Origin of the sequence: Pseudobacter ginsenosidimutans, assembly GCF_007970185.1 — a bacterium.
GTDB lineage: Bacteria > Bacteroidota > Bacteroidia > Chitinophagales > Chitinophagaceae > Pseudobacter > Pseudobacter ginsenosidimutans.
This window is the reverse complement of sequence record NZ_CP042431.1, coordinates 3437398-3461418: the sequence shown is the minus strand read 5'-3', so window position 1 is coordinate 3461418 and position 24021 is coordinate 3437398. Positions and strand designations below refer to the sequence as shown.

General features: G+C 47.7%; 27 protein-coding genes. 20 read left to right on the top strand and 7 right to left on the bottom strand.

Annotated features, from left to right (window positions below; genetic code table 11):
- The first annotated feature begins 58 nt into the window (after positions 1–58).
- From FSB84_RS14090 to FSB84_RS14050, 9 genes are all read left to right on the top strand, one after another.
- A complete protein-coding gene (locus tag FSB84_RS14090) occupies positions 59–859 on the top strand; it encodes a ParA family protein (protein ID WP_130544317.1) in 801 nt (266 codons plus the stop codon).
- Positions 860–907: 48 nt separating this feature from the next.
- Complete coding sequence (locus tag FSB84_RS14085; protein WP_130544318.1) at positions 908–1831, top strand: ParB/RepB/Spo0J family partition protein; 924 nt, start codon at positions 908–910, stop codon at positions 1829–1831.
- A gap of 11 nt (positions 1832–1842) precedes the next feature.
- On the top strand, positions 1843–2607 hold the full coding sequence (locus FSB84_RS14080; RefSeq protein WP_130544319.1) for a DUF5683 domain-containing protein: 765 nt from the start codon (positions 1843–1845) through the stop codon (positions 2605–2607).
- 28 nt (positions 2608–2635) lie between these two features.
- Positions 2636–3352 (top strand): 4-hydroxy-tetrahydrodipicolinate reductase, encoded by a 717-nt coding sequence (gene dapB / locus FSB84_RS14075; protein WP_130544320.1) that lies wholly within the window; start codon positions 2636–2638, stop codon positions 3350–3352.
- A gap of 190 nt (positions 3353–3542) precedes the next feature.
- Positions 3543–3770 (top strand): response regulator transcription factor, encoded by a 228-nt coding sequence (locus FSB84_RS14070; protein ID WP_130544321.1) that lies wholly within the window; start codon positions 3543–3545, stop codon positions 3768–3770.
- Positions 3771–3824: 54 nt separating this feature from the next.
- Positions 3825–4235 (top strand): RrF2 family transcriptional regulator, encoded by a 411-nt coding sequence (locus FSB84_RS14065; protein WP_130544322.1) that lies wholly within the window; start codon positions 3825–3827, stop codon positions 4233–4235.
- Between the two features lie 96 nt (positions 4236–4331).
- Positions 4332–5660 (top strand): adenosylhomocysteinase, encoded by a 1329-nt coding sequence (ahcY, locus tag FSB84_RS14060; RefSeq protein WP_130544323.1) that lies wholly within the window; start codon positions 4332–4334, stop codon positions 5658–5660.
- A gap of 242 nt (positions 5661–5902) precedes the next feature.
- The gene (locus FSB84_RS14055; protein WP_130544324.1) at positions 5903–6190 is read left to right on the top strand and encodes a hypothetical protein; all 288 of its coding nucleotides are present in this window, start codon (positions 5903–5905) and stop codon (positions 6188–6190) included.
- Positions 6191–6218: 28 nt separating this feature from the next.
- The gene (locus FSB84_RS14050) at positions 6219–6749 is read left to right on the top strand and encodes a YdeI/OmpD-associated family protein (protein ID WP_130544325.1); all 531 of its coding nucleotides are present in this window, start codon (positions 6219–6221) and stop codon (positions 6747–6749) included.
- A 119-nt stretch (positions 6750–6868) separates the two neighbouring features.
- Here FSB84_RS14050 and FSB84_RS14045 read toward each other — a convergent pair whose 3' ends face one another.
- Complete coding sequence (locus FSB84_RS14045; protein WP_130544326.1) at positions 6869–7432, bottom strand: thioredoxin family protein; 564 nt, start codon at positions 7430–7432, stop codon at positions 6869–6871.
- A gap of 186 nt (positions 7433–7618) precedes the next feature.
- Between FSB84_RS14045 and FSB84_RS14040 the strand changes: the two genes are divergently transcribed.
- The 4 genes from FSB84_RS14040 to FSB84_RS14025 all read left to right on the top strand — a co-directional run bounded on the left by FSB84_RS14040 (position 7619) and on the right by FSB84_RS14025 (position 10281).
- The gene (locus tag FSB84_RS14040) at positions 7619–8638 is read left to right on the top strand and encodes a PhoH family protein (protein WP_130544327.1); all 1020 of its coding nucleotides are present in this window, start codon (positions 7619–7621) and stop codon (positions 8636–8638) included.
- A gap of 99 nt (positions 8639–8737) precedes the next feature.
- Complete coding sequence (locus FSB84_RS14035; protein WP_130544328.1) at positions 8738–9148, top strand: hypothetical protein; 411 nt, start codon at positions 8738–8740, stop codon at positions 9146–9148.
- 128 nt (positions 9149–9276) lie between these two features.
- Complete coding sequence (locus tag FSB84_RS14030) at positions 9277–9819, top strand: inorganic diphosphatase (RefSeq protein WP_130544329.1); 543 nt, start codon at positions 9277–9279, stop codon at positions 9817–9819.
- 45 nt (positions 9820–9864) lie between these two features.
- A complete protein-coding gene (locus FSB84_RS14025; protein WP_130544330.1) occupies positions 9865–10281 on the top strand; it encodes a sulfite exporter TauE/SafE family protein in 417 nt (138 codons plus the stop codon).
- Here FSB84_RS14025 and FSB84_RS14020 read toward each other — a convergent pair.
- A complete protein-coding gene (locus tag FSB84_RS14020) occupies positions 10278–11057 on the bottom strand; it encodes a C40 family peptidase (protein WP_130544331.1) in 780 nt (259 codons plus the stop codon). The two genes, FSB84_RS14025 and FSB84_RS14020, sit on opposite strands and share 4 nt — an antisense overlap.
- A gap of 110 nt (positions 11058–11167) precedes the next feature.
- Between FSB84_RS14020 and FSB84_RS14015 the strand changes: the two genes are divergently transcribed.
- Positions 11168–11734: an RNA polymerase sigma factor gene (locus FSB84_RS14015; protein ID WP_225980071.1), complete on the top strand. Its 567-nt coding sequence runs from the start codon at positions 11168–11170 to the stop codon at positions 11732–11734.
- A gap of 24 nt (positions 11735–11758) precedes the next feature.
- Positions 11759–12121, top strand: coding sequence for a hypothetical protein (locus FSB84_RS14010; RefSeq protein WP_130544333.1), 363 nt, complete (start codon positions 11759–11761; stop codon positions 12119–12121).
- On the opposite strand, the gene FSB84_RS14005 is transcribed toward FSB84_RS14010, so the two are convergent.
- Positions 12118–12594, bottom strand: a complete 477-nt coding sequence (locus FSB84_RS14005) for a nucleoside deaminase (RefSeq protein ID WP_130544334.1) — start codon at positions 12592–12594, stop codon at positions 12118–12120. The genes FSB84_RS14010 and FSB84_RS14005 overlap by 4 nt on opposite strands.
- A gap of 69 nt (positions 12595–12663) precedes the next feature.
- On the opposite strand from FSB84_RS14005, the gene FSB84_RS14000 reads away from it, so the two are divergent.
- A complete protein-coding gene (locus tag FSB84_RS14000) occupies positions 12664–14478 on the top strand; it encodes a M61 family metallopeptidase (protein ID WP_130544335.1) in 1815 nt (604 codons plus the stop codon).
- 976 nt (positions 14479–15454) lie between these two features.
- On the opposite strand, the gene FSB84_RS13995 is transcribed toward FSB84_RS14000, so the two are convergent.
- Positions 15455–16450 (bottom strand): hypothetical protein, encoded by a 996-nt coding sequence (locus FSB84_RS13995; protein ID WP_225980070.1) that lies wholly within the window; start codon positions 16448–16450, stop codon positions 15455–15457.
- A gap of 205 nt (positions 16451–16655) precedes the next feature.
- Here FSB84_RS13995 and FSB84_RS13990 point away from each other — a divergent pair, with 205 nt between their 5' ends.
- Positions 16656–17090: a DoxX family protein gene (locus FSB84_RS13990; protein WP_130544337.1), complete on the top strand. Its 435-nt coding sequence runs from the start codon at positions 16656–16658 to the stop codon at positions 17088–17090.
- Positions 17091–17109: 19 nt separating this feature from the next.
- Here FSB84_RS13990 and queD read toward each other — a convergent pair whose 3' ends face one another.
- The gene (gene queD, locus FSB84_RS13985) at positions 17110–17466 is read right to left on the bottom strand and encodes a 6-carboxytetrahydropterin synthase QueD (RefSeq protein WP_130544338.1); all 357 of its coding nucleotides are present in this window, start codon (positions 17464–17466) and stop codon (positions 17110–17112) included.
- 138 nt (positions 17467–17604) lie between these two features.
- Positions 17605–18507, bottom strand: coding sequence for a DUF4382 domain-containing protein (locus tag FSB84_RS13980; RefSeq protein WP_130544339.1), 903 nt, complete (start codon positions 18505–18507; stop codon positions 17605–17607).
- Between the two features lie 197 nt (positions 18508–18704).
- Between FSB84_RS13980 and FSB84_RS13975 the strand changes: the two genes are divergently transcribed.
- From FSB84_RS13975 to FSB84_RS13965, 3 genes are all read left to right on the top strand, one after another.
- Positions 18705–19031, top strand: a complete 327-nt coding sequence (locus FSB84_RS13975) for a carboxypeptidase-like regulatory domain-containing protein (protein WP_130544340.1) — start codon at positions 18705–18707, stop codon at positions 19029–19031.
- 57 nt (positions 19032–19088) lie between these two features.
- Positions 19089–20309 (top strand): sterol desaturase family protein, encoded by a 1221-nt coding sequence (locus tag FSB84_RS13970; protein WP_130544341.1) that lies wholly within the window; start codon positions 19089–19091, stop codon positions 20307–20309.
- A 352-nt stretch (positions 20310–20661) separates the two neighbouring features.
- Positions 20662–21399 carry a DUF72 domain-containing protein gene (locus FSB84_RS13965; RefSeq protein WP_207234351.1) on the top strand — a complete coding sequence of 246 codons (738 nt, stop codon included), beginning with the start codon at positions 20662–20664 and terminating at the stop codon, positions 21397–21399.
- A 27-nt stretch (positions 21400–21426) separates the two neighbouring features.
- Here the strand turns inward: FSB84_RS13965 and FSB84_RS13960 are convergent, their stop codons facing one another.
- Positions 21427–23301, bottom strand: a complete 1875-nt coding sequence (locus FSB84_RS13960; protein ID WP_130544342.1) for a BamA/TamA family outer membrane protein — start codon at positions 23299–23301, stop codon at positions 21427–21429.
- Positions 23302–24021 lie beyond the last annotated feature (720 nt).

The following is a 24021-nucleotide window of genomic DNA, read 5'->3' as shown; positions in this document are numbered from 1 at the left end:
TTTTGAAGTCTTGCCGATTGGTGACAATTTTACGATCTACTAAATAAGGTACTCTACAATGGCCCGAGTAATTGGAGTTGCAAATCAAAAAGGGGGAGTTGGAAAAACCACTTCTGCCATCAATCTGGCCGCCAGCCTGGCGGTGCTCGAATTCAGAACACTGCTGGTGGATGCGGATCCGCAGGCGAACAGCACCACCGGTGTTGGGTTTGACCTGCACAATATCCAGCAGAGCCTGTACGATTGCATGGTGAATGGTACTGCTGCGAAGGATGTGACTTTGAAATCCGAGATCCCCAACCTGGACGTGATTCCTTCTCATATCGACCTGGTAGGCGCCGAGATCGAAATGATCAACTATCCCAACCGTGAGAGCGTGCTCAAGGGTATCCTGGAGCCGGTGAAACATGAATACGACTTCATTATCATAGATTGTTCCCCTTCACTGGGCCTGATCACCGTGAATGCCCTGGTGGCAGCCGACAGTGTGATCGTTCCCGTGCAAACGGAATTCTTCGCCCTGGAAGGTTTGGGCAAGCTGCTCAATACCATCAAGATCGTTCAGAGCCGTCTGAACACCGCCCTGGTGATCGAAGGTATCCTGATGACCATGTATGATGGCCGTCTCCGCCTCTGCAACCAGGTGGTGAACGAAGTGCGCAAACACTTCGATGAAATGGTGTTCAATACCATCATCCACCGCAATACCAGGATCAGCGAAGCGCCCAGCGTGGGCAAACCCGTGATCCTGTACGACGGGCAGAGCAAGGGAGCTATCAACTACCTCAATCTTGCCAAGGAGATCCTGCAGAAGAACAATATGACCAAGATCAGGCAGGAAGAAAGGATCCTCGAGTAATCCGGGGACCAAGCACATCTAACCACCATCTGTAAACGCATACAGTTCATGAGCAAAGAAAAAAAAGATAATAACAAGGAATTGTTAGGCAAGGGCATCCGTTCCCTGTTGCAAAGCATTGACTCAGATTTGAAGACCGGCACCGGTCAGTTGAAAGGATCAGTTGTGGAGGCAGTCACTACCATGCAAAGGATTCCGGTTGCGGACATCGAGCCCAACCCCAAACAACCCCGCCGTGATTTTGACGAGACCGCGCTCAATGAACTCGCAGCTTCTATCAAACTGCACGACCTGGTGCAGCCCATCACTGTATCCGGACTGCCCGGCGGAAAGTTCCGCCTTATCTCCGGCGAACGCCGCTGGAGGGCTTCCAAGATCGCAGGACTGAAAGATGTGCCCGCTTATATCCGCCAGGCCAATGACCAGGAACTGCTGGAACTGGCCCTGCTGGAAAACCTGCAACGTGAAGACCTCAACGCCATGGAAATTGCGCTGAGCTATAAACGTATGATGGAAGAGCTCAATCATACACAGGAGCAGGTTGCGGAAAGAATGGGAAAAGAAAGAAGCACCGTTGCCAACTATATCCGCCTGCTGAAACTGCCACCAGATATCCAGGTGGCTGTTCGCACCAGCGTGATCAGCATGGGCCATGCACGCGCCCTGATCAATGTAGACACGGTGGAAACACAGCTTTTCATCTTCAACGAGATAAAGAAAGAAGGCCTTTCCGTACGCCAGACTGAAGAGCTGGTACGCAAAATGTACAAAGGGAACCAGCCTGTTAAATCTTCGGTAAAAGCCAATCTCCCACCGGCCTATAAAAAAATTGAAGATAATTTAGCCTCGCATTTCAGCACCAAGGTAAAACTCAATCATAGTAAAAAAGGCAACGGAATGATCTCGATTGAGTATTACTCTATTCAGGACCTGAACAAGATCCTGGACCAGATTGGTGTTACTGCCAACTAAGTTCATTTTTGATGATACGTTTTCTTCCTGCAATACTTCTGATATTGATGAGCCCGGCTTTTGCGCAGGCGAAAGCGGTGAACCCTGTTCTGCCTCCAACAACCAATGAAACAGTGTACCCGCTGCAATGGCGTTTGCACGATGAAGTGGAACTGGCGATCATTTACTATTGCGATACAGTGCCGGTTGCCAGAGAGATCAAAGTGGATTCCGGAAGAGTGAAAGCAGACTCTATTGTTCCCGTTAAATCAGATACTGCAGTTAAGAAAAAACACAGTCCGCGTAAAGCAGCCATCCGCTCCGCCATCATTCCGGGCTGGGGCCAGATCTACAATAAGAAATACTGGAAAGTGCCCATCGTTTGGGCAGCAGTGGGGATTCCCGCCGGCTTATTTGTATACAACAAGAACTGGTATGACCGTATCCGTTATGCGCTGGCTGTGGTGGAAAATCACAGTCAGAACAATCCCGACAGCATGAACAAAGTGCATGAGCAACTCAGGCCACTTGTTCAGCGGGGGCAAAGCACCTCCCTGTTGAATTACAGGAGTGAGTACAGAAGGAATATGGATTATTCCATCCTCTTCGGGCTCCTGCTCTGGGGCTTGAATATTGTTGATGCCACAGTGGATGCACATCTCCGCGACTTCGATGTGAGCGATAATATCTCCATGCGCGTTTCGCCTGCTGTGCTGCCCGGGAATGTGCCCGGTGTGAGCTTTGTATTTACACTAGGTGCAAATAATCGCACAAAAACTCTACCTTCGCTGCGCTAAAATTGAAGCAGCACCTGAATAGGAACTTATGAAAATCGCACTGATAGGTTACGGTAAAATGGGACAGGCTATTGAAGCCATCGCTTTGCAACGCGGACATGAAGTGGTATTGAAAGTATCCATCGAGAATCTGGAAGACAATACCATCGACAATATCCGCAAGGCAGATGTGGCTATCGAGTTCACCGGACCCGAAAGTGCTTTTGATAATATCATCCGTTGCATCGATGCGGGCGTTCCCGTGGTGAGTGGTTCAACAGGCTGGCTCAACAGGTATGAGGAAGTGAAAACTTATTGCTCCAAAAAAAACGGCTCCCTGCTTTACGCCAGCAACTTCAGCGTTGGCGTGAATATTTTCTTTGCAATCAATAAAAAACTTGCGTCCCTGATGACATCCCATCCCGAATACGATGTTCAGATGACGGAAGTGCACCATACCCAAAAATTAGATGCGCCCAGCGGCACAGCCATCACACTGGCAGAACAGATCCTCGGAGAGAACAACAGAAAATCAAAGTGGGTAAACCACAACAGCGATCAGGCAAATGAGCTGGTGATATTAAGCGAGCGCGTGGATCCTGCGCCCGGCACACATATCATCAGATACACATCCGCCATCGATGATATCGAGATCAAACACACCGCGCACAGCCGTCAGGGCTTTGCCACCGGAGCTGTTCTCGCTGCAGAATTCCTGCATACCAGAAAAGGGATCTTCTCCATGAGCGATGTGCTCGGAATTTGATCCATCACAAATTAATTGTGCGCGGATTTAATCCGCATTGATTACAATTAATGCTATATTTCAGTAAGGAACTTTTCCGGTCCTTTCATTAACCCCAACCCGGTAATAGAGTACATATCACCAATTTTCATTGTTCGCAGTGTGAGCCATCTGCAAGGAGGTTCCATTTTATCATTAACCCAATAACGTTATGAAAAAGCAAGTTGAGGTGCAGCGTACTACAGAAGTACGGTTAACAGACCGCGAACTGGAAGTACTGAGGTTGATCGAAAAAGAATACAGCAACAAAAAGATCGCAGAAACCTTGTTCATCAGTGAAAGAACGGTGGAAACACACAGGAAAAACATCCTAAGGAAAACCCGGACGGGCAGTGTGATCGGATTGATCAAATATGCTTATGAGCATAAATTGGTCTGACATCACAGCATTCAGAAAATTATTTTATCTTTCTCGCCTCGAAATCAATCCCAAATGTTATCGAAGAAAGCACAATACGCTTTTAAAGCGCTGATGTACATGGCTGAAAAGAAAGATAACCAGCCTGTACTCATTGCTGAAATAGCCAAAAAGAAGAAGATCCCGCTCAAATTCCTGGAGAACATCCTGTTGGAGCTGAAGAAAGCGGAGATACTGGACAGTAAGAAAGGAAAAGGCGGCGGATATTTTTTCAAAGTGGCGCCAAAGGATATTTCCATGGCCAAAGTGATGCGCCTGATAGACGGTCCCATTGCCATGCTCCCCTGTGTAAGCCTTTATTTCTACGAGCGTTGCAAGAACTGCGATGAAAAGCAGTGCGGCCTCCATGATATGATGATCACAGTAAGGGATGCCACGCTCAAGATCCTGGAGAAGAAATCCGTGGCAGATATTTCCAAACAATAATGTCTACGAATTGTAATTAAAAGCCTTACCGGCACAGATCTTGTAATATCTGTCCATCCTTTTTACTAATTTTGCACGCGAAATCAAACCATTTATATGTCAACAATTTCAAAGTCAACCATTGACTTTTCCTTACCGTATAAAGTGAAGGATATCAGCCTTGCTGAATGGGGCCGCAAAGAGATCCGTCTTGCCGAAGCAGAAATGCCCGGTCTTATGTCTCTCAGGAAAGAATATGGCGCCAGCCAGCCACTGAAAGGTGCGCGTGTGGCAGGTTGCCTGCACATGACCATTCAAACTGCCGTGCTGATCGAAACACTTACAGCCCTCGGCGCTGAAGTAAAATGGAGCTCCTGCAATATCTTCTCTACTCAGGACCATGCCGCTGCCGCCATTGCTGCTGCCGGTATCGGAGTGTTTGCCTGGAAAGGACAAACACAGGAAGAAGCTGACTGGTGCATCGAACAAACACTCTTCTTCGGTGGAGCCGACCGCCCCCTCAATATGATCCTGGACGATGGTGGTGACCTCACCAATATCGTGTTCGATAAATACCCTGAGCTGGTTCAGCATATCAAAGGGCTCAGCGAAGAAACAACTACCGGCGTTCACCGTCTCTACGAAAGAATGGCAAAAGGCACCCTGCCTATCCCCGCTATCAACGTGAACGACTCCGTAACCAAATCCAAATTCGACAACAAGTATGGTTGTAAAGAGAGCCTGGTGGATTCTATCCGCCGCGCTACTGATATCATGCTCGCCGGTAAAGTGGCAGTTGTTGGTGGATATGGCGATGTAGGTAAAGGTTCTGCCGCCTCCCTCGCCGGCGCCGGCTGCCGCGTGATCGTAACTGAGATCGATCCTATCTGCGCCCTCCAGGCTGCAATGGATGGTTTTGAAGTGAAGAAGATGATCGATGCCGTGAAAGAAGCTGATATCATCGTAACTGCTTCCGGTTGCCGCGACCTGATCACAGAAAAGCATTTCCGCAACATGAAGGATAAAGCCATCGTTTGTAATATCGGTCACTTCGATATCGAGATCGATATCGCATGGCTCAACAACAACTATGGCAAAACAAAAGATACCATCAAGCCTCAGGTTGATCTCTACAATATCGAAGGCAAAGATGTGATCGTACTGGCTGAAGGCCGCCTCGTGAACCTGGGTTGCGCTACAGGTCACCCCAGCTTCGTAATGAGTAATTCCTTCACCAATCAGACACTCGCTCAGATCGAACTGTGGACCAACCACGGCAGCTACGAAAACAAAGTGTATGTGTTGCCTAAACATCTCGATGAGAAAGTGGCGCGCCTGCACCTCGGAAAGATCGGTGTTGAACTGGATGAACTGACCACTGAACAGGCTGAATACCTGGGCATTCCAAAAGCTGGTCCCTTCAAGCCGGAACATTACAGGTACTAAGAGAACTTTTGCAATCTGTATATAAAGCCCGGCCCATTCGCCGGGCTTTTTGTTTTCCACCATTCACTACGGATTCCCGAAATCCCTTATCTTGCAAGCCTAACCCTTTATCCAGTTAAATTCTAACCCACTCCCCTTTTAACCGGAAATAACTCACAGGTCCAATATTTTTTTGGAACAATTGTGCTTTTGTGCAGATTGTAGCACAGGAATTGATAGAAAGCAATTATTAATAATCATATATGCGCATTCATTTTGTAAAGAATATTCAGTTCACCAAACTGTTGAAGGCGGAAGGCCGTCTGAGAGAATTCAATTTCCGTAAACTCGGCGGACAACAGGAAGGAATATTCACTGTAGATGTTGTTGATGACAGAGGTAATCGTATTCTCTTCAAAATGCAAAAGGAAGACAGCGCCTGGAAGATCATGGAGCAACCGCTTCCCCGCTGGATCTGGGATAATGAAAAGCGTCTGCACGATCTGATCGAAGATGAATTACAGAATCCTACCGCTTCTCAGTTCAGTTAAAAACCGGTAAGTTTACGCCATAATCCTTATGGTCCAATTTACCGCTACCATACAGAAGTTTGAAGAAATGGGCGAGAAATCAGGCTGGAGCTATATCAGCATTCCGGCTACAATCGCCCGGCAAATCCTTCCCGGTAATAAGAAATCTTTCCGCGTAAAAGGCAAGCTGGACAAATATTCCATCAAAGGGGTTTCGCTCCTGCCCATGGGTGGCGGCGATTTCATTATGGCTCTCAAAGCCGATGTGCGAAAAGCCATTGGCAAACAGAAAGGAGCCAGAGTGGAAGTACAACTTACGCTGGACAAAGTGCCTTACAAGATCAACCAGGAATTGCTGGACTGCCTGGCTGATGAGCCGGCAGCGCAGCAGCATTTCAACGCCATGCCTCCTTCCCACCAGGCTTACTGGAGCAAATGGATCGAAAGCGCCAAAACAGAAGCCACCAGAACAAAGCGCATCACACAAAGCGTGATCGCGCTCGCCAAAAAGTTCGACTACGGCCAGATGCTCAGATCCCTCAAACAAGACAATCAAGACAGGCGGATAAGTAATATCTAAGGAATATCTAAAGGATATCTATATAATATCCTCTGCATCCGCATGCGTCTTTCACGGCAATACCAGGCATAAAAAAAGGGTTACGCTACCGCAACCCTTTGAGCAATTTAATTGTCTTATTAATGAGCCGCGGCCCGGTCATTCTTCCTGAATCTCTCTGCAATCAACTTCAACTCATTTTCCTTCAGGGAAGAAGTCTTTTTCAATACTTCCACAAAGAAGTCCACCTCTTTTTGAGTGGCAGGGCAGCCAACATTCTGTCCCTTTGAATCCAGACTGGCGCCGGCCGGACGTTCCTGTGAATCTGCCAGGAGATTTCCTTTAGGATCCAGCACTATCCAGAATGGAATGCCAAGATCAGCTGCATGATATTTCTGCAGCAGTTCATCCGCTCCGGGATTTTCATCCTGCTTTTTAGTAGGCGCTTCTTTAACAGTGAGATGTTCTACAACATAACTTTTGTCGAAGAATGCTTTCACTGACTGATCGTTCATGGCCGTGTCCATTTTATGGCACCATCCGCACCAGCTGGCGTGAAAGATCACGAATACATTTTTCTTTTCTCTGGCAGCAGTTTTGTATGCTTCATTGAGAATGTCGGATGCAGGTTTTGCAGACTGGGCATTTGCAACAAACCCCGCAACTGTCATGGCTAATACGAGTGATAAAATGCGCAATTTCATGGCGTAAAAATGTTAGGTCTCTAAAAGTAAATAAATTAACTTAAATTGAAAGAACAGCCTGATTTTCCACACTCTGTTAATATGTAAATTTGTATAGAACCTATTCTAAAGATTAGATTTGGAATAGATGGATGGAGTTGGTGAGTATCGCAAGGTACCACTATTGTGAACTTAAACCTGACGCGCTTGACAGACACAATTATCAACCTTGAAACCGTTAACCCTATCGAGTTCTTTGGTGTTAACAATGGCAAATTAGACATCCTCAAGAAAAAATTCCCCCTCTTAAAAATCCTCTCGAGGGGCACTCAATTAAAACTAAGCGGCTCTCCGGAGCAAGTGGGAAGTGCGAAAGAAAAGATTGAACTCATTGTTCAGTATTTAGAACGCAATGGCCACATGAGCGAAAATTATTTTGAACAGGTCCTTGGCGGCGATGACGCAGAAACGGTGGATCATTTTATTGATCGTCATCCGAATGATGTCCTCGTTTTCGGACCTAACGGAAAAACGGTGCGCGCCCGCACAGCCAATCAGAAAAGACTGGTGCAGCAGGCGGAACGCAACGATATCGTTTTCGCCATCGGCCCTGCCGGTACCGGTAAAACCTACACTGCCGTTGCCATGGCAGTGAGGGCGCTCAAGAACAAGCAGGTGAAAAAGATCATCCTTACCAGGCCAGCTGTAGAAGCAGGTGAAAGCCTCGGCTTCCTGCCCGGCGACCTGAAAGAGAAGATCGATCCATACCTGCGCCCTCTTTATGATGCGCTGGACGATATGATCCCTGCAGACAAACTCGGCTACTACATGAGCACACGTGTGATCGAGATCGCGCCACTGGCCTACATGCGCGGCCGTACGCTGGACCATGCCTTCATCATCCTTGATGAAGCGCAGAACGCCACGGACCTGCAGCTCAAAATGTTCCTCACCCGTATCGGCGCCAATGCAAAAGCCATCATCACCGGTGATATGACACAGGTTGACCTTCCCAAGAACCAGCGAAGCGGCCTCGAAAAGGCAGTACGCATCCTGAAGAATGTGGATGGCATCGGACATATCGAACTGGATGAGGAAGACGTTGTCCGTCACCGCCTCGTCAAAGCCATCATCAAGGCCTACAATCTCGAAGCGGAACAAAACCCGGAACAGTCAACCAACTGGCGCCAGCAGCGTCACAGACTGGACGACAAGAGCCTCGATTAACCTTTTGGATTACCCATATTCGCCCGCCGGCTAAAAGCCCGCGGGCTTTTTTATGCCCCTTTTTCGCCTATTCACCTACAACCGTTATTTTTGTACATTATGATGAAATATCTTCTATTACCCGTTCTGGCGCTTATCTGCTGGAGCTGCAATCAACAGGACAGCTATACGAAGGCTACAGACGCCCAGGATGCAGGCAGGGAGTTCATCCGCGCCTCACTGGACGGAGATCTCAAGAAAGCTAAATTCTATCTGCTGAAAGATTCCGCCAACCTGGACCTGCTGGATACCTGGAAGAGAAAACATTATGACCAGCTCAGCAGTGAAGACCGCCGTCAATACCGCGACGCCCAGATCAGGCCCGTGACTATCGAACCGGTGAACGATTCACTGGTGAACTATGTATACACCAACAGCTTCAAAGAAAAAGACACTACCGTACTCGCTGTTGTGAAAGTAAATGATGAATGGCTCGTTGATTTTAAACAGGTGCACAGCTTCAAACATTAAGCCCCTGCTGTAATACTGCCCACCACCATCCCTGCGATTGCTTATGAAAATTTAGCCAGCTTTAATAGCCAATTAAGCTGCATTGCAGCCCGTATTTATAAACTGAAGAAGATAACCTAAGAAGTAGTATGTTAACTGTTTCCCATCCATGGCATGGCGTTCCTTATGGAGACAATGCCCCCCGTGTAGTAAATGCTGTGATCGAAATCCCACAGGGCTCCAGAGCCAAATATGAGATCGATAAAGATAGCGGCCTCCTGAAACTGGACCGCGTGATCTATTCCTCCTTCTACTATCCCTGCAACTACGGATTCATTCCGCAGACGTATGGAGATGATAAGGATCCCCTGGACATCCTGGTGATCACCTCACTGCCTGTTCAGGCCCTCTGTATCATGGAAGCCAAAGTAGTAGGCGTAATGCAGATGATCGATAACGGAGATGGCGACGATAAGATCATTGCCGTAGCCGCCAACGATCCGGGCGTGAACCACTACAACAATATGGAAGAACTGCCTCCTCACTTCTTCAGTGAGCTGCGCCACTTCTTCGAAGAATATAAAAGGCTGGAAAACAAAAAAGTGATCGTGGAAGAATTTGGCGACAAATCCACGGCCCTCAAAGTGATCCAGGAAGCCGTAGAATCTTACAAAGAACATTTTCGTAAATAACCACGATGCGCTAACTTTCACTGATTGAACTTACAAACTCGCAATATGGCAACCCAGGAAATCATCACCCTGGCGGTGATAGGACTGGCTGCCGGTATTCTCAGCGGATTGATAGGTGTGGGAGGAGGCGTTATCATGGTACCGGCGCTGGCATTCTTCATGCATTATTCACAGCACCAGGCTCAGGGCACTTCATTGGGTGTGCTGACCCTGCCTGTGGCGGCGCTGGCTTTTTCCAAATATTATACGGAATGTAAAAAGATGGGCACGCCCATCGAACCCAAAGTGGTATTGATGCTGGCCGCAGGCTTTGCCATCGGCGGATTCATCGGCAGCAGCATGGCTGTGAAGATCGATAAAGATGTACTCAAAAAGATCTTCGGAGTGATCATGCTGTACACCGCCTTCAAACTTTTCGGATGGGACCTGCTCATCATCCGCTGGATAAAAGCATTGTTCTAAACCCTTTCGAAATATCTCCGCAGCATCCTCAGCTTATGCGTACGTACGCCAGTTTCCGCATGAATGATGCCCGCATTATCGATCTTGTCTATCCGCACTTTTCCTGAAGCATGAATGATCTCCTCCGGGTTCAGCATGATGCCTACATGCGTGATCCTTCCTTCATCGTTATCAAAAAATGCGAGGTCGCCGCAGCGCGCTTCCTGCAGAAAACCGATCGGGTCTCCCTGCGTTGCCTGCAGGTAAGCATCCCGCAGTAATTTATAATTGAAGAAACGGAAAACCGATTGGCTGAACCCGCTGCAATCGATGCCGAATATGGAGCGACCGCCCCAGAGATAAGCTGTATTCAGATAGCGCATAGCCCTGGCCGTGATTGCCTCAGCGGATACAACGGCAGTTCCTGCATGCCATGGACTGGCCAGCTGATAACGAATTTTATAATGCCCCAACTGCAATTCCTCGCCTGCAGGCGCAATCACCACAGCGCCCATCGGCACATGGGCCTCCATACCGTTGATGAGTACACGATCTGTGTAATCCCCCACCAGCACCTGGCTCTGCTGATCACCAGGCACTGTTGCCATCAGCTCCAGCTGGCTGCGCTGGCACCATCCCTCATAATCATCATACAAAGTCTTGAGTTTGATAAAGTCTTTGCGCTCTTCCAGCACCTCACCACATTCACCCAGCAACAATTGACTCACCATCTCGCTGCGATGACTATCGGTTGCCCGAAGGGGTGATACCGGAACTGTACAAACAGCGTATAGCATAAAGGTATTTTTTACTAAGCTAGTGAAATAAAGAACCGTTTGATTCCGTTAGGTTTATGAAATTTTTGCCACCCTGCATCATATCAGGGAAAATAGCTAATTTTCAGACGGTGAACCAGGATCAATATGCACATATCACAGACCAGGAATTACTCGGAAAATACTACGCCGAGCGAAACAACTATTGGCTGGGATTGCTCCTGCAAAGGTATACCATGCTGCTCTTCGGTGTGTGCATGAAATACCTGAAGAATGAAGAAGAAGCCCGCGATGGCGTACAGCAGGTATTCTTGAAAGTGATACAGGAACTGCCGAAATACAAGGTGGACTATTTCAAATCCTGGCTCTACATGGTTGCCAAGAATTATTGTCTCATGAAACTGCGTTCCAAAAACGGCAAGACCACCGAGATCAAAGAGACCATGGTGGCCACTCCCGCGGAAGACAGCAGCATGCAGAACCACCTGGAAAAAGACCGTCAGCTGGAATTGATGAGCGAATCCCTGGATGAACTCAGCAAAGAGCAAAAACTCTGCGTAACTTTGTTCTATCTCGACAAAAAGAGCTACCAGGAGATCGCCGGGCAAACAGGCTTTTCCATGATGCAGGTGAAAAGCTATATCCAGAACGGAAAGCGCAACCTGAAAATAAACATGGAAAAGAAACTAAAACATTAGATAAAGGCGGGATAACCGAAAACAATGAACCGCGACCTGTTAAACATATTATCGAATTCAAACAAAGACATCGACAATCAAAAGTTGATGGATTACCTCGCAGGCAAACTGTCCGAGCAGGACAAGCATGAGGTAGAAGCCTGGATGCTCGATAATGATTTCGAGAATGAAGCCATCGAAGGGTTGCTGCAGGTGAACGGCAAAAAGAAGATCGATAATTACGTAGACCAGCTCAACAAGGACCTCAATCAATACATCCAGAAAAAAAAGAACCTGCGCGAGAAGAGAAAGATCCAGGAAGCACCATGGGTCTACATTTCCATTGTGCTCATCCTGCTGCTGGCAGTGATCGCGTATATCGTGATCAAAAAATTATATACACCTTAATACTCCACTTTTCCAGGCAACTGCGCATATTCCTCAAACAGTTTTACTGCATCGTTCCTTCCAAATTCATTCATCAGGATCTGTCTTGCTTCATAAGGGAGTTTCAGTTCTTCGTAAATGAAGGAATCGTCGAAGCCCGCCTGTTGGGCATCGTGACGGTTGGCGGCAAAGAATACGCGCTTAGGTCTTGCCCAGTAGATTGCGCCGAGACACATGGGGCAAGGCTCACAGCTGGTGTACACTTCGCAGCCGGTCAGTTGAAAACTGCGCAGGTTCTTACAGGCATCTCGGATGGCTACCACTTCTGCATGTGCGGTAGGGTCATTATCCCCTACCACAGAATTGCATCCTTTCCCCACGATCTCCTCCCCGAGTACGATCACGCAACCGAAAGGTCCACCCTTTCCCTGCAACATACCTTCCCTGGCCACATCGATGGCTGCCTGCATAAAGCGTTGTTCTCTTGTGCTCATATCCGATTCTTTGACTCAAATGTACAAAATCGAAGAAAGCCCTATCTTGTATACTATTAAACGTACATCATGAAGAAATCTCTATCCTTGTTCTTTTTCCTGCTGGTGATCGCTTCACTGCAGGCACAACAGATCAGCTATTCAGTTTCCTTCCCCAATATCACGCACCACGAGGCACAGATCAGTCTCAACGTAACCGGCATCGGCACCAAACAAAAGACGGCTGTCTTCCGCATGAGCCGCTCTTCACCCGGCCGTTATGCCACCCACGAATTCGGAAAGAATGTGTACGACGTGAAGGCCTTCGGCAAGAATAACAAACCACTCACCATTACCCGAACAGACGGAGATGTGTACGAAGTTCAGCATACAGACGGACAGATCCGCCTCGAGTATACGCTCTATGCCAATCATCCTGACGGCACTTATGCAGGGATCGATGCCACCAGCATTCATTTCAATATGCCTGCAGCTTTCATGTGGATCAAGGGATATGATAAAACACCCATCTCTGTAAAATTCAATATCCCTGAAGGCAAACAATGGAGCATTGCCACACAACTCAAGCCCACCAACGATTCCACGGCTTTCACAGCACCAGGCCTTCAGTATTTCATGGACAGTCCAACAAAGATCGGCTCCCTCACCTGGAAGGAATGGAGTCTCACCAATCCTTCCGGTAAATCATACAGGATCCGTTTTGCTTTCGAAGGCAGCAGCTCAGACAGCCTGCTCACTGCATTCACCAATAAAGTGAAACGCATCACCGAACAATCGATGGCAGTATACGGAGAACTGCCCGATTTCGATCATGGCACCTACACATTCATTGCCAGCATCAATCCCTGGGTGAAAGGCGATGGCATGGAGCATCGCAATTCCACGGTGATCAGTATTCCCATCAATTTCGATGGCAACAATGAATTGCTGGATGTATTCGCACATGAATTCTTTCACTGCTGGAATGTAGAGCGCATCCGCCCGAAAACGCTGGAGCCTTTCAATTTCGAGAAAAGCAATATGAGCAATGAGCTCTGGTTTGCTGAAGGCTTCACACAATACTACGGCGACCTGCTCACCGAACGTGCAGGCTGCATGAGCGAAGAAGATTATCTCCGCGTAATGGGCAGTCTCATCAACACCAAAGTAAATACGCAGGGCGCGAAGCGCTTCTCTCCCGTGGAAGTGAGCCGCCATGCGGTTTTCGTAGATGCCGGCGTTGCAATCGACAAAAGCAATTACGTGAACATGTACACTTCCTACTATCCGTATGGAGCCGCCATTGCGCTGGCCCTTGACCTGGAATTGCGCAGCCGGTTCAACAATCTTACGCTCGACAACTACATGACTGCCGTGTGGAAGAAATACGGTAAAACAGAGATCCCCTACAATGTAGACGGTTTGCAGGATGTACTGGCCCAGCTAACGGGCAACAAACAATTCGCTTCCGATTTCTTTTCCAAATACATCAAAGGACATGAACCGCTTGATTACGCTCCGCTTCTCGAAAAAGCCGGGCTCCTGCTGAAAAGGTCCAACGAAGGAAAAGCCTGGGTTGGAAATGTACAATGGAGGGATGGCGCAAACTCGCTCACTATCGCTTCCAATACTGTGAACGGAACGCCGCTCTATAATGCTGGTCTCGATGTGGATGATCAGATCCTCTCATTGAATGGTAAGCCGCTTCGCAAGCAATCCGATCTCACCGAGCTCTTGAAATCCCACAAACCTGGTGACAGGCTCGACATCGAATATGATCATCGCGGCAGCAAGACCAGTACAAAAATTGTGCTGGCCGAAAATCCGGCATTCATTGTGGTGCCTGCTGAAAAAGCAAATGCAGCAGCGGTTGAATTCAGAAAAAAATTACTGGGCAGCCGGTAGGCTGTTGAGGGGTAGGCCGTTGAGGGGGTATGAGAAAGCGGTCTGGGAAACAGACCGGCGCGGGAGGATTTTTTTTGAGCTGTGGTTGGTTGGGTTGGGCTATTGAGCTTAGCCATGCTTCTTCGCTTATGTTTCCAAGGCCCGTTTCCCATACCCCTTCACCGGCCCGATCCCCGGAATGTGCAGCAGTTTGATTCAGACTGCTGCATTTTTTTCTGAATTATTTTATTACACAATTCCACTTTTGATTGGCGAATTGCAGGAAACTAATGTGATTTCTTTCAGTGATCGCATTGCTTCTATTCTCTCTTGCTAAACTAGCAAAGCAATGATCCATAGTTTTTCAATGTGCTTTCTGAATGCAACTATTGAATTATCGGATTAGATTTTATGTTTTGATCAGCATTCAATAATTCCTGCTGATTACTTCGTCTTTCTATTCATTGCCGGCCATTCATCAGCATCCTGCCGCTTTTTTCCCTCTCCCCTTCTCACGCAGTGCGCTAAAGATCAGCAGCGGAGCGGCTTTCACTATACCTGCCGCTCTTGCAGAACCCAGTGGTTCATCATTTCATTAAAATGATTCAGTGAAGCGATGCAGAATCATTAACCCTGTCAGTGTTGAACATTGAAGCACAGCCTTTTTGTTTCAACCAATAATGGTGAGTGAATTTCATCATGGAGCTACCCTCATTATGATGCACCTTCAAGGTGATTTCAAAGCGGGGGAATATGGATTACGCGCCCTGGAAACATAAGCGAAGAAGTCCGGCTTGATACAATAGCCCACCCCAACCAACCACAGCTCAAAAAAAATCCTCCCGCGCTGGTTTGTTTCCCAGCTCACAATCCATATCCCCCGCTTTGAAAAAAGAAGAGCCGCCCATCCCTGAGCGGCTCCACAAAAAATTCTAAACCTCTTACTGGTATTGAATATAAACCGGCTGCGGCTTCAATTTCAAAACCTCCGCCGGGGTCATGATCCTGCTCCCTTCTCTCTAAAATCATTTTTATAGAAAAGCTTGAACCCAGTATACTGCACAGGCTCCGGATACAGGAAAGAGCGGTAGGTGCTGATCTTACGCGCCTGCGCTCCCCACCCGTCCATGTCCATGATGATCTGGGTCTCAGGACGCAGCTTGATATTTTTATAGTTGGTCACCATCGGTCTTGTGAAGCGGTGAACTACCAGCATTTTTGGAGGCAGGTTGTTTTCCTTCACGAGTTTGGCGAGATATTCTGTTGTGTAGTTGATATCCGCGGCATCGAATGATCCGATCACAGAGCCGGGCTTCTTGCCTGTTTTCATGGAAAACTCAGGATCGATACCGAGATGCACATGCGGCATTTTCAGGTATTTTTCCAGCTGTGGCACTTCAGCCTGAAGGTTGCTGAGGCCAACCTGGATATCTATGAACACGAGTGCATTGATTTTTTCGGCCATTACGAGGATCTTATCGATCTCCTTGTGTGGCATACGGAGGCGGTATTTGCCATCGGCACCTGCGCTTCCCTGGGCCGTTACTGCGATGTAGTGCAATGCGGGCACTACTTCCATGCTGGTGTCGGCGGCATGCCAGTTCTTTACTTCTTCCTGCAATTTAGCGAGCATATCTTTTTCCGGCAGTTCACCCAGGATACCCATTTTGGTGGAGTACAGGTTGCCATAAAAAGCGAGTACACGTTTGAAGGGAAGAACAGCGCCGGGGAGCGGGTAATCTGTTTTAACAGGCCATCTGCCGGAGGTATCTCCATTGGCCATGTATTTGAGTTTGGCGTCATAGAGGGCAGTATCCAGAACGGCTGCTGCAGGGGCTACTGGGGGTTGAGCTGTATCAGTATCATGTTTGGTAAAGGGAGCGGCCTGAACTTCGGCGGCTACGCCACGGGTACCAGGTTTACATCCATTGAACACGAAAGCTGAGATAAAGGTAAGGGCGGTGGCTGCCGGCAGCCAGGTAGATCTTTTCATAAGTTATTGATGTTTTGAAGGCTCGGATCGGCGCTGATTGTTTTGTTTGTAATGATTTAAGTCCGCAAAGATCAGCGCTAACACTCAAAAAAACGTGCCAGTATCGAAAATATTTTGCATTTGAAATTTAACTTGTAGCTGGCAGGGGATAAACGTAACTTTATATGGCATAATTCTTTCAATCGTTCTTTTAAAAATTACTGCCATGGGTACGCTTCAACAAATCCATAACTGGAGCTTAACGCATCACCCGCGCTGGCTGGTAGTCATCCGGGTTGCACTGGGATTATGTTTATTCATCAAGGGCTACTCCTTCATGATCAACTCTGCAGAACTGGATCTCCTGTTACAGAACAGCCGCCTGGCAGCACAAAATGATGCCATATCCATCTTTGTTACCTGGGCGCATTTGCTGGGTGGAGTGATGATCATTGTTGGCCTGTTCACCCGTTGGGCTGTGGCGCTTCAAATCCCCATTCTGCTGGGTGCGCTGATCTTCATCACCACACAACAGGGAATTTTCGCAGCAGGGTCTATGTTCCCACTTACGATAGTAACTTTTCTGCTGCTGTTATTTTTCCTGGTGGAAGGTGGCGGTCCCATTTCGCTGGACCATTTCTTCAAACATCACCAGGCGTAGCCCATTGCTGATTGCATGATCATTCTCCTTCGTACACTACGCCCGAGGTGGGCGTTTCGTGCAGTTCCAGCCGCTTCATGGCGGGGATGGAGGGTTTCAACTGGTCCCAGATCCAGACCGCGATCAGCTCGCAGGTGGGATTGGAAAGGCCGGGAATATTATTGAGACATTTATGGTCCAGTGTGGACACTACAGGTTTGATGATCTTCTTCAGTACTGCAAAGTCCATTACCCATCCGAGTTGCGGATCAGGCTTGCCTTCGATCCATACGCGAAGGCGATAGGTATGGCCATGCATCTCCTTGCATTTATGTCCGTCCGGTACATTGGGTAAGAAATGGGCGGAATCGAATGTAAATTCTTTGTAGATGAGCATAGAATAGAATGTGCGGCAAAGGTACAAAATAACAGGAGGTCTGGTTATGATACTGATCAGTATGTGCATGTAAAAATCAAAGAGGCTGCCTCTGCGGCAGCCTCCCGATCATTGAGCTGAGATCAAAAAGAAGAATATTTATTTGTGGAGGATGATCTTGTTCAGGTTCGTTTCTTTTCCTGCTGTCACTTCCACACCGGTAATGGTGGTATCGCTGTAACCATTGGAAGCATTCACGAAAACCGTATAAGTGCCTTGTTTGAGGCCGCGGGCCTTCCACTGACCATTATGCCAGGGAAGTGCATAAGCTGTATCAGATTCGTTGTAAACGCTGATAACAGGCCATGCATCCTTCGGTTCGATACGGCCGGCCACAGAGCCTGTAGCCTTCACCGTGAACAGATGGATCACCGGTTTGAGGTAGAACACGCCATCGCGTACGCGCACCACGGAACGGGTAACATCAAAGTCCAGCCAGAGACGGAACCGATCGGGCTGGTACTCATCCCAGTCGCCCCCTTTCACCGAGATCAGGATGGTAGACGACAGACCGGGCCATAGTTTCAGCGGATAGGTGATACTGTCTTTCACCAGAGAATTGTTCTCTCCCAGTTCAATCTTGATACGACGAATTTTTCCTTTTGGAATAATGCCATTCGCCAGTAAAGTATCCGTACCATTACGCAGTGTCAGCAAATCATATACACCAGGCTTGATCTCCAGTGATTGCCAGTTGACACAATCGTTGCGGTCATCATCCCAGTCGTGGTGATTACCCCGTCCATTGTCATCATCATCGTCGTCGTCGTCATCATCTCCCCTGTTATCTTTTGAACAGGTGTCTATCAGCACTTTCACTGATTTGATATCTACCATTACATTATCGAAGAAGCCGGGATCATCGGTGAGATAAAGGCTAACCTGTTGTGAGCCCGGAGGAAGCGGTTGTTGTTCCGTGGAATCGTTTTTGGAACAGGCGTAGAAAACAAGTGAGAACAATACGATAACCGCCCCAAAACCATACAGTCTTGACAGTTTCATACCTGACTTTTTTTATGTGGTTGAATGAAGTTCCAACCATAAAAAACAAATCCTGTGCCTGATCCGGTTTTGGTGGAAAACTAAAAATGATGAAATAGTGAAAAAAACGAATGCGAAATATTAGTCCACTAATTTGGTAGACTAATAATTTCACTGTAATATTGTGCTGTCATTCACAAGCAACTCAATGTCTCTGCATGAAAACATCACCTGCATATCAATGGCTGGTAGCCGTTCCGGCGCTGATCTTCAGCACAACGGAGATTTACCCGGGCAAGCCCGCTGAGATCAGTGGACAGATCATACACACAGAAACCGGCCAGCGCATAGAGAATGCCTATGTGTACATTGTTTCCGGAGAGGAAGAGAGTTTATCGGATAAGAATGGAAGGTTCTCCATCACCACCTGGCAGCAGCTGCCTGTAACGCTGGTGATAGAACATCCCCAGTACAAGAAAAAGAAAGTCCGCACAACAGATGCTTCACAAAAACAGGTGATCAAACTGGAGCCCAAAGGACAATAATCTTTTATGAGTTCTGCCGAATCGTTTCCGATGCATTAACCAACGAATAGCCATTGTATGAAGTTCAACTTATTGGCATTTGCTGTACCGTTCTTTGTCTTATTCATGACCATTGAATTTCTGGTAGCGAGAAAGAAGAAGCTGCCCTATTTCAACCTCCATCATTCCGTAGCCAATGTTAGTATAGGCATTGCCGAAAGATTGCTGGATGTGTGGGTAACCGGCGCCTTCTTTTTCTTCTATGATTACCTGCAGAGGAATTTTGGATTGTTCGAAATAAGAGCAGGCGTTCTCACCTGGATCCTGCTGCTCCTTTGTACTGATTTTTGCTGGTACTGGTATCACCGGCTGGCGCATGAAGTGAATGTATTCTGGGCTGCACATGTAGTGCATCACCAGAGTGAGGATTTCAATTATACGGTGAGTGCGCGCATCACAGTATTCCAGGCCTTTATCAGAACCGGCTTCTGGGCAATACTGCCACTGCTGGGATTCCCGGCAATGATGATCACCAGCCTCTTACTGGTACATGGGCTTTACCCGTTTTTCATCCATACCCGGCTTATCGGCAAACTGGGCATCCTGGAATATATACTGGTAACACCATCGCATCACAGGGTGCATCATGCGAGCAATGAACAATATCTCGACAGGAATTATGGAGATGTGTTCATCATCTGGGATAAGCTCTTCGGTACCTTCCAGAAAGAGGAAGACAATGTGGAGATCAAATACGGGCTCACAAAGCCATTGAACAGTTATAGTTTCCTCTGGCAGCATGTGCATTTTTTTGCGGAGCTCTGGTATGCTGTCCGGCGCACCGGCGGATTCATTAACAAACTGAAGCTGATCTTCGGAAAGCCAGACCTGGTGGATCCTGCAGCCCGCGAAGCAGTAGAAAAGAAATTCAACATCTTTCATTTGCCACAGGCGGTTGAACAGCGATTGAACAGGTATGTGATCTGGCAGATCGCACTCAGTATTGCATTGCTCTTTGTATTCATCCTGTTTGAACATTACCTGCCGCTGACGCAGCAGGCATTGATCTCGCTGGGATTGATCCTCACCCTGATCAATTGCGGCGCCATCATGGAACAGAAGAAATGGGTGTTCTACCTGGAATTTCTTCGCTTACTCACAGTGGCAATCGGCCTCGTGATAGCATACCCTGCAGGCTGGCTGAGCGTGTTGATGTTGCTGGTGACCCTCCTGCTGATCAGGTATTTTGAAACGATACGCGACCATTATCTCTACTGGGTTTACCAGCGCAGACAATAGTTCTTACAACTGATACGAGTTACGTGGCCGAGAGGCGAGGCGGAGGTACGCAAGACCTTTTACGGTGGTTCGAGTCCACCCGTAACTGCTATTTGCATCGGTTCAATATCATTGAGCCCCAGGGCGATGTTTCTACTTCGCCCTTCAAAAAAATTGTGGCTGCCATAGCCATCCCGGATTCAACTCAGTGTTTTTTTTCATATGGCAAGCAATCGTTGATGAGAGGCGGTGTTTCCACACTGCCTTCTTTTTTATTCCAAGCCAATGAAAGTTTTTGATTATATTGATATGTATCTTTAAGAGGTGTTTATGTATAGGAGGGTGGCACAATCTTTAGAAGAATCCTACGGTTATGGCAACTATAATTCAATGGCGGATCGGCTGTTCCGGCTTTCACTACCGCGAGTGGAAAGAACTTTTCTACCCTCCGGAAACACCACAGCGCAAATGGTTTGACTACTATTGCACCAGGTTCAACACACTGGAACTCAACTACACATTTTACCGCTTTCCACAGGTAGCGCCCCTGGAAAGCTGGTACGACAAAAGCCCTCCAGGTTTTAATTTTTCCATCAAAGCCCCAAGGCTTATCACACATTTCAAGCAATTCAAAGATGTACGCCCCTTGCTGGACGACTTCTACAATGTTGCGAAAGAAGGTTTGAAAGATAAGCTGGGCCCCGTTTTGTTCCAGTTTCACCCCAAAACTGTCTACTCCCCTTACCTGCTGGAGGAGATACTGGCGCAGTTGGACCAGGAAGTGACCAATGTACTCGAATTCCGGGACATCAGCTGGTGGCGGGAAGACGTGATACAGATGATGGCGGCTCAGAAAGTAGTGTTTTGCGGCGTGAGCCACCACCGGCTTCCGGATACGCCAGTCATCAACGGACCACTTGTGTATTATCGCTTTCATGGTGTACCCATTCTGTACAAAAGCGAATACTCCACAGCGTTCCTTGACGAAGTGAGCGAAACCATCAGGGCCGATGGGCAGGTACGCGAAGCTTACCTTTACCTGAACAATACGGCAAAGGGGCACGCCATCAAGAACGCTTTGTATTTACAGGAAAAACTGATGAATGGATAGAATATTACACTACACTATTTAAGGCTGTCAATTCGCAACGATGATCTCAGGTCGCTTGATGATCTGTGTATTGTATTTGAATTTGATATTGGTATTGAAGTCTACACGCCAGTGTGCCCCATAGTAATTGGCGCGGGGGAAATAATGCGCTTTCAGTTCCAGTGTTCCGAAGATCAGACTTTCGTTCCTGGCTCTCAAACCCGCCCCGATACTCTGGTACAGATCGCTCTGTTTGATACTTTCGTATGGCGGCGTCATTAAAGTGAAGTTGGCGAATGCAAATGGCGCGAAGCGGAAATTGACAAAGGTCCAGGGACTGAAGAACACAGATTCCCCTTTCAGTGTTGCCCGCATATCGCCACCGATATTGCGGCCATTGTACAGCTCACGGATACCGAAATTACTTTCCAGCCAGAGATCCTCATTCAACTCTTTATTGATCTGCCCGGTGATACCAACGTTAATGAATGTACGCTGTTTCCATCTTGGGCCCATGGAGCGTAGCCGGCTGAAAAAATCTATGTTGGCGAGGATGTCCACATCCTGCAGTGTATTCTTATTCCAGAATCCACCGGCGCGGAAAGTGAAATTCAGGTAGCTTTCCCTTTCCGTAAAATAATTGCGGCTCACATCCAGTCCCATGTAGGGCCTTTCTACACCATTCTTTTTGGTCCAGCCTGCCGTGGCTGTTACATCCATTCCTTCCGGAAGATCCTCCGATCTGCCGAAACCGTAGATATAGCGGGTCTTATAGAAGTTTTGCCCGAAGATGGACAAAGACCCCAGCACGCCATACATATCCGCAAACTGGGCATCGTAATGAACTTTGAAAGAGTCAGGGATCATTTCGAATCTTTTCTTCATCAGGCGCAGACCGAGGATGGTCCGCAAACGGCCGTCCTGGTTCTTCTCCTTCACCAGTTTGAAGGCGCCTGTATTCCATCCCATCCAGGCATCGTAGTTGTAGTATTTGTAAGCGAATCCTTTTTGGTAGATAGAATCAGGAATATACTGGTTCTCTGTTTCATGCCAGGCCAGTTCTGCTGCGTATGTAAATTTCGTATACTGGTTAACGAGAGGCCGGATGAATTTTGTGTAGAATGTGGTTTCTTCATCCCTCCCGCTGTTCAATCCGTCTGCAAAATTCTTGTACCCCACATATCCGTCAATAAAAGAACCTGCGATATTCCTTTTGATGAATTCCATACCATAGCCAACCCTGTCCACTCGGCGTGTATCATAAAGAACTGAGCCCAGCAGGCGGTCGCCCCATCCGCCGAGATTATCCTCCCTGGCGCTTACATCGAAGCTTTTCATATTCCGCAAATGCAGGGAGCCACCGATACTCAATACATCTTTCGTCAGCACGATCACATCCACTGAATCGTAACTATTCTCTGCCGGCTCAATGATGATCCGGGCATCCTGCAGATAGGTTTGGTCACGCAGGTGCCTTTCATTATCTGCCAGCAGGTAAGGGTCCACCCTGTCGCCGGGATGGAAGAAAAGGTTATTGCGGATCACATACCCTCTCGTCTTATGGTGGAAGCCATTGGCCAGCCTGGTGAGCCGGCTCTTGTACACTTTGTTGGTATCAGTAATGGCAGTACCGAAGTCAAGTCCTTTTAACGTAACGCTGCGGATCACCCGCTTATCGTAAATGCTGAACACCAGGTCATTCCTGATTGGTGTGAGAGCAGCAATATTTTCACGCAGGGTATCACGGAGAAGGTTACGCGCCAGCTTACCCAGCAGCCCCTTTCTTTTGAGGATGAAACTATCGATTCCCGGCTTCGGCGGCAGCGAATCGGACCTTTTTACCTTCACAGCCTTGATCGAGGTATCGACGGCCTTTTTGGGAGCTTTCTCCCTTCCCGACTGGGCATAAAGAGATGCAACCATGCCGCCCGGCAGGATCCCGGTACAACAAATGATCATAATCAAAAAGCATATCCTCATGTATTCCTGCCTTATATGCAGCAAAATAAGACTTTAAGAGGAAAGTGGTGGGGTTGTTAGGATTGCATTAACAGGGGGGATTATTGTTGGGGTTGAAGGGGGCGCAAAGGGATATGAACGGGCGGCTGGAAAACAAACCAACGCATTTGCGGGATTATTGGGCTGTGGGTTGGCTTGATTGGCTGTACTGCTAAACCGGACTTCTTCGCTTATGTTTTCAAGGCCGCCAGTACATTTCACCTTTGCGCCCCAGTACACCCTGCTAAGGCCAGGTTAATGCAATCCTAACAATTGGGGAAGAGGATGGGGAAAACTTCGAAGAGCAAGATGAATAGCAGGTTTACAGGTAAAGGTTCTGGTTTCAATACTGATTCAAATCTGCTTGAGTTGAAGGGTTAGATTCTTTTATTTTATGCGATTTAGAATGCGTTGATTTTTCATTGTATGATTTGAGCAGGAAAAAATGCAAAAGAAGAGAAAGAGAAAAATAGAAAACAATTACTGGTTAAAAGAAGCAGGAAACATTGGGGCAGCATTATGAACAGGAAGATCAAAACTGTGGGATATTTATGTAGCCCCCTCATTGTGCCCGGGCCGGGGAAGGGATATGGCAGGAAGGGCCTTGAAAACATAAGCGAAGAAGCTCAAAAGATTTACTGCAGT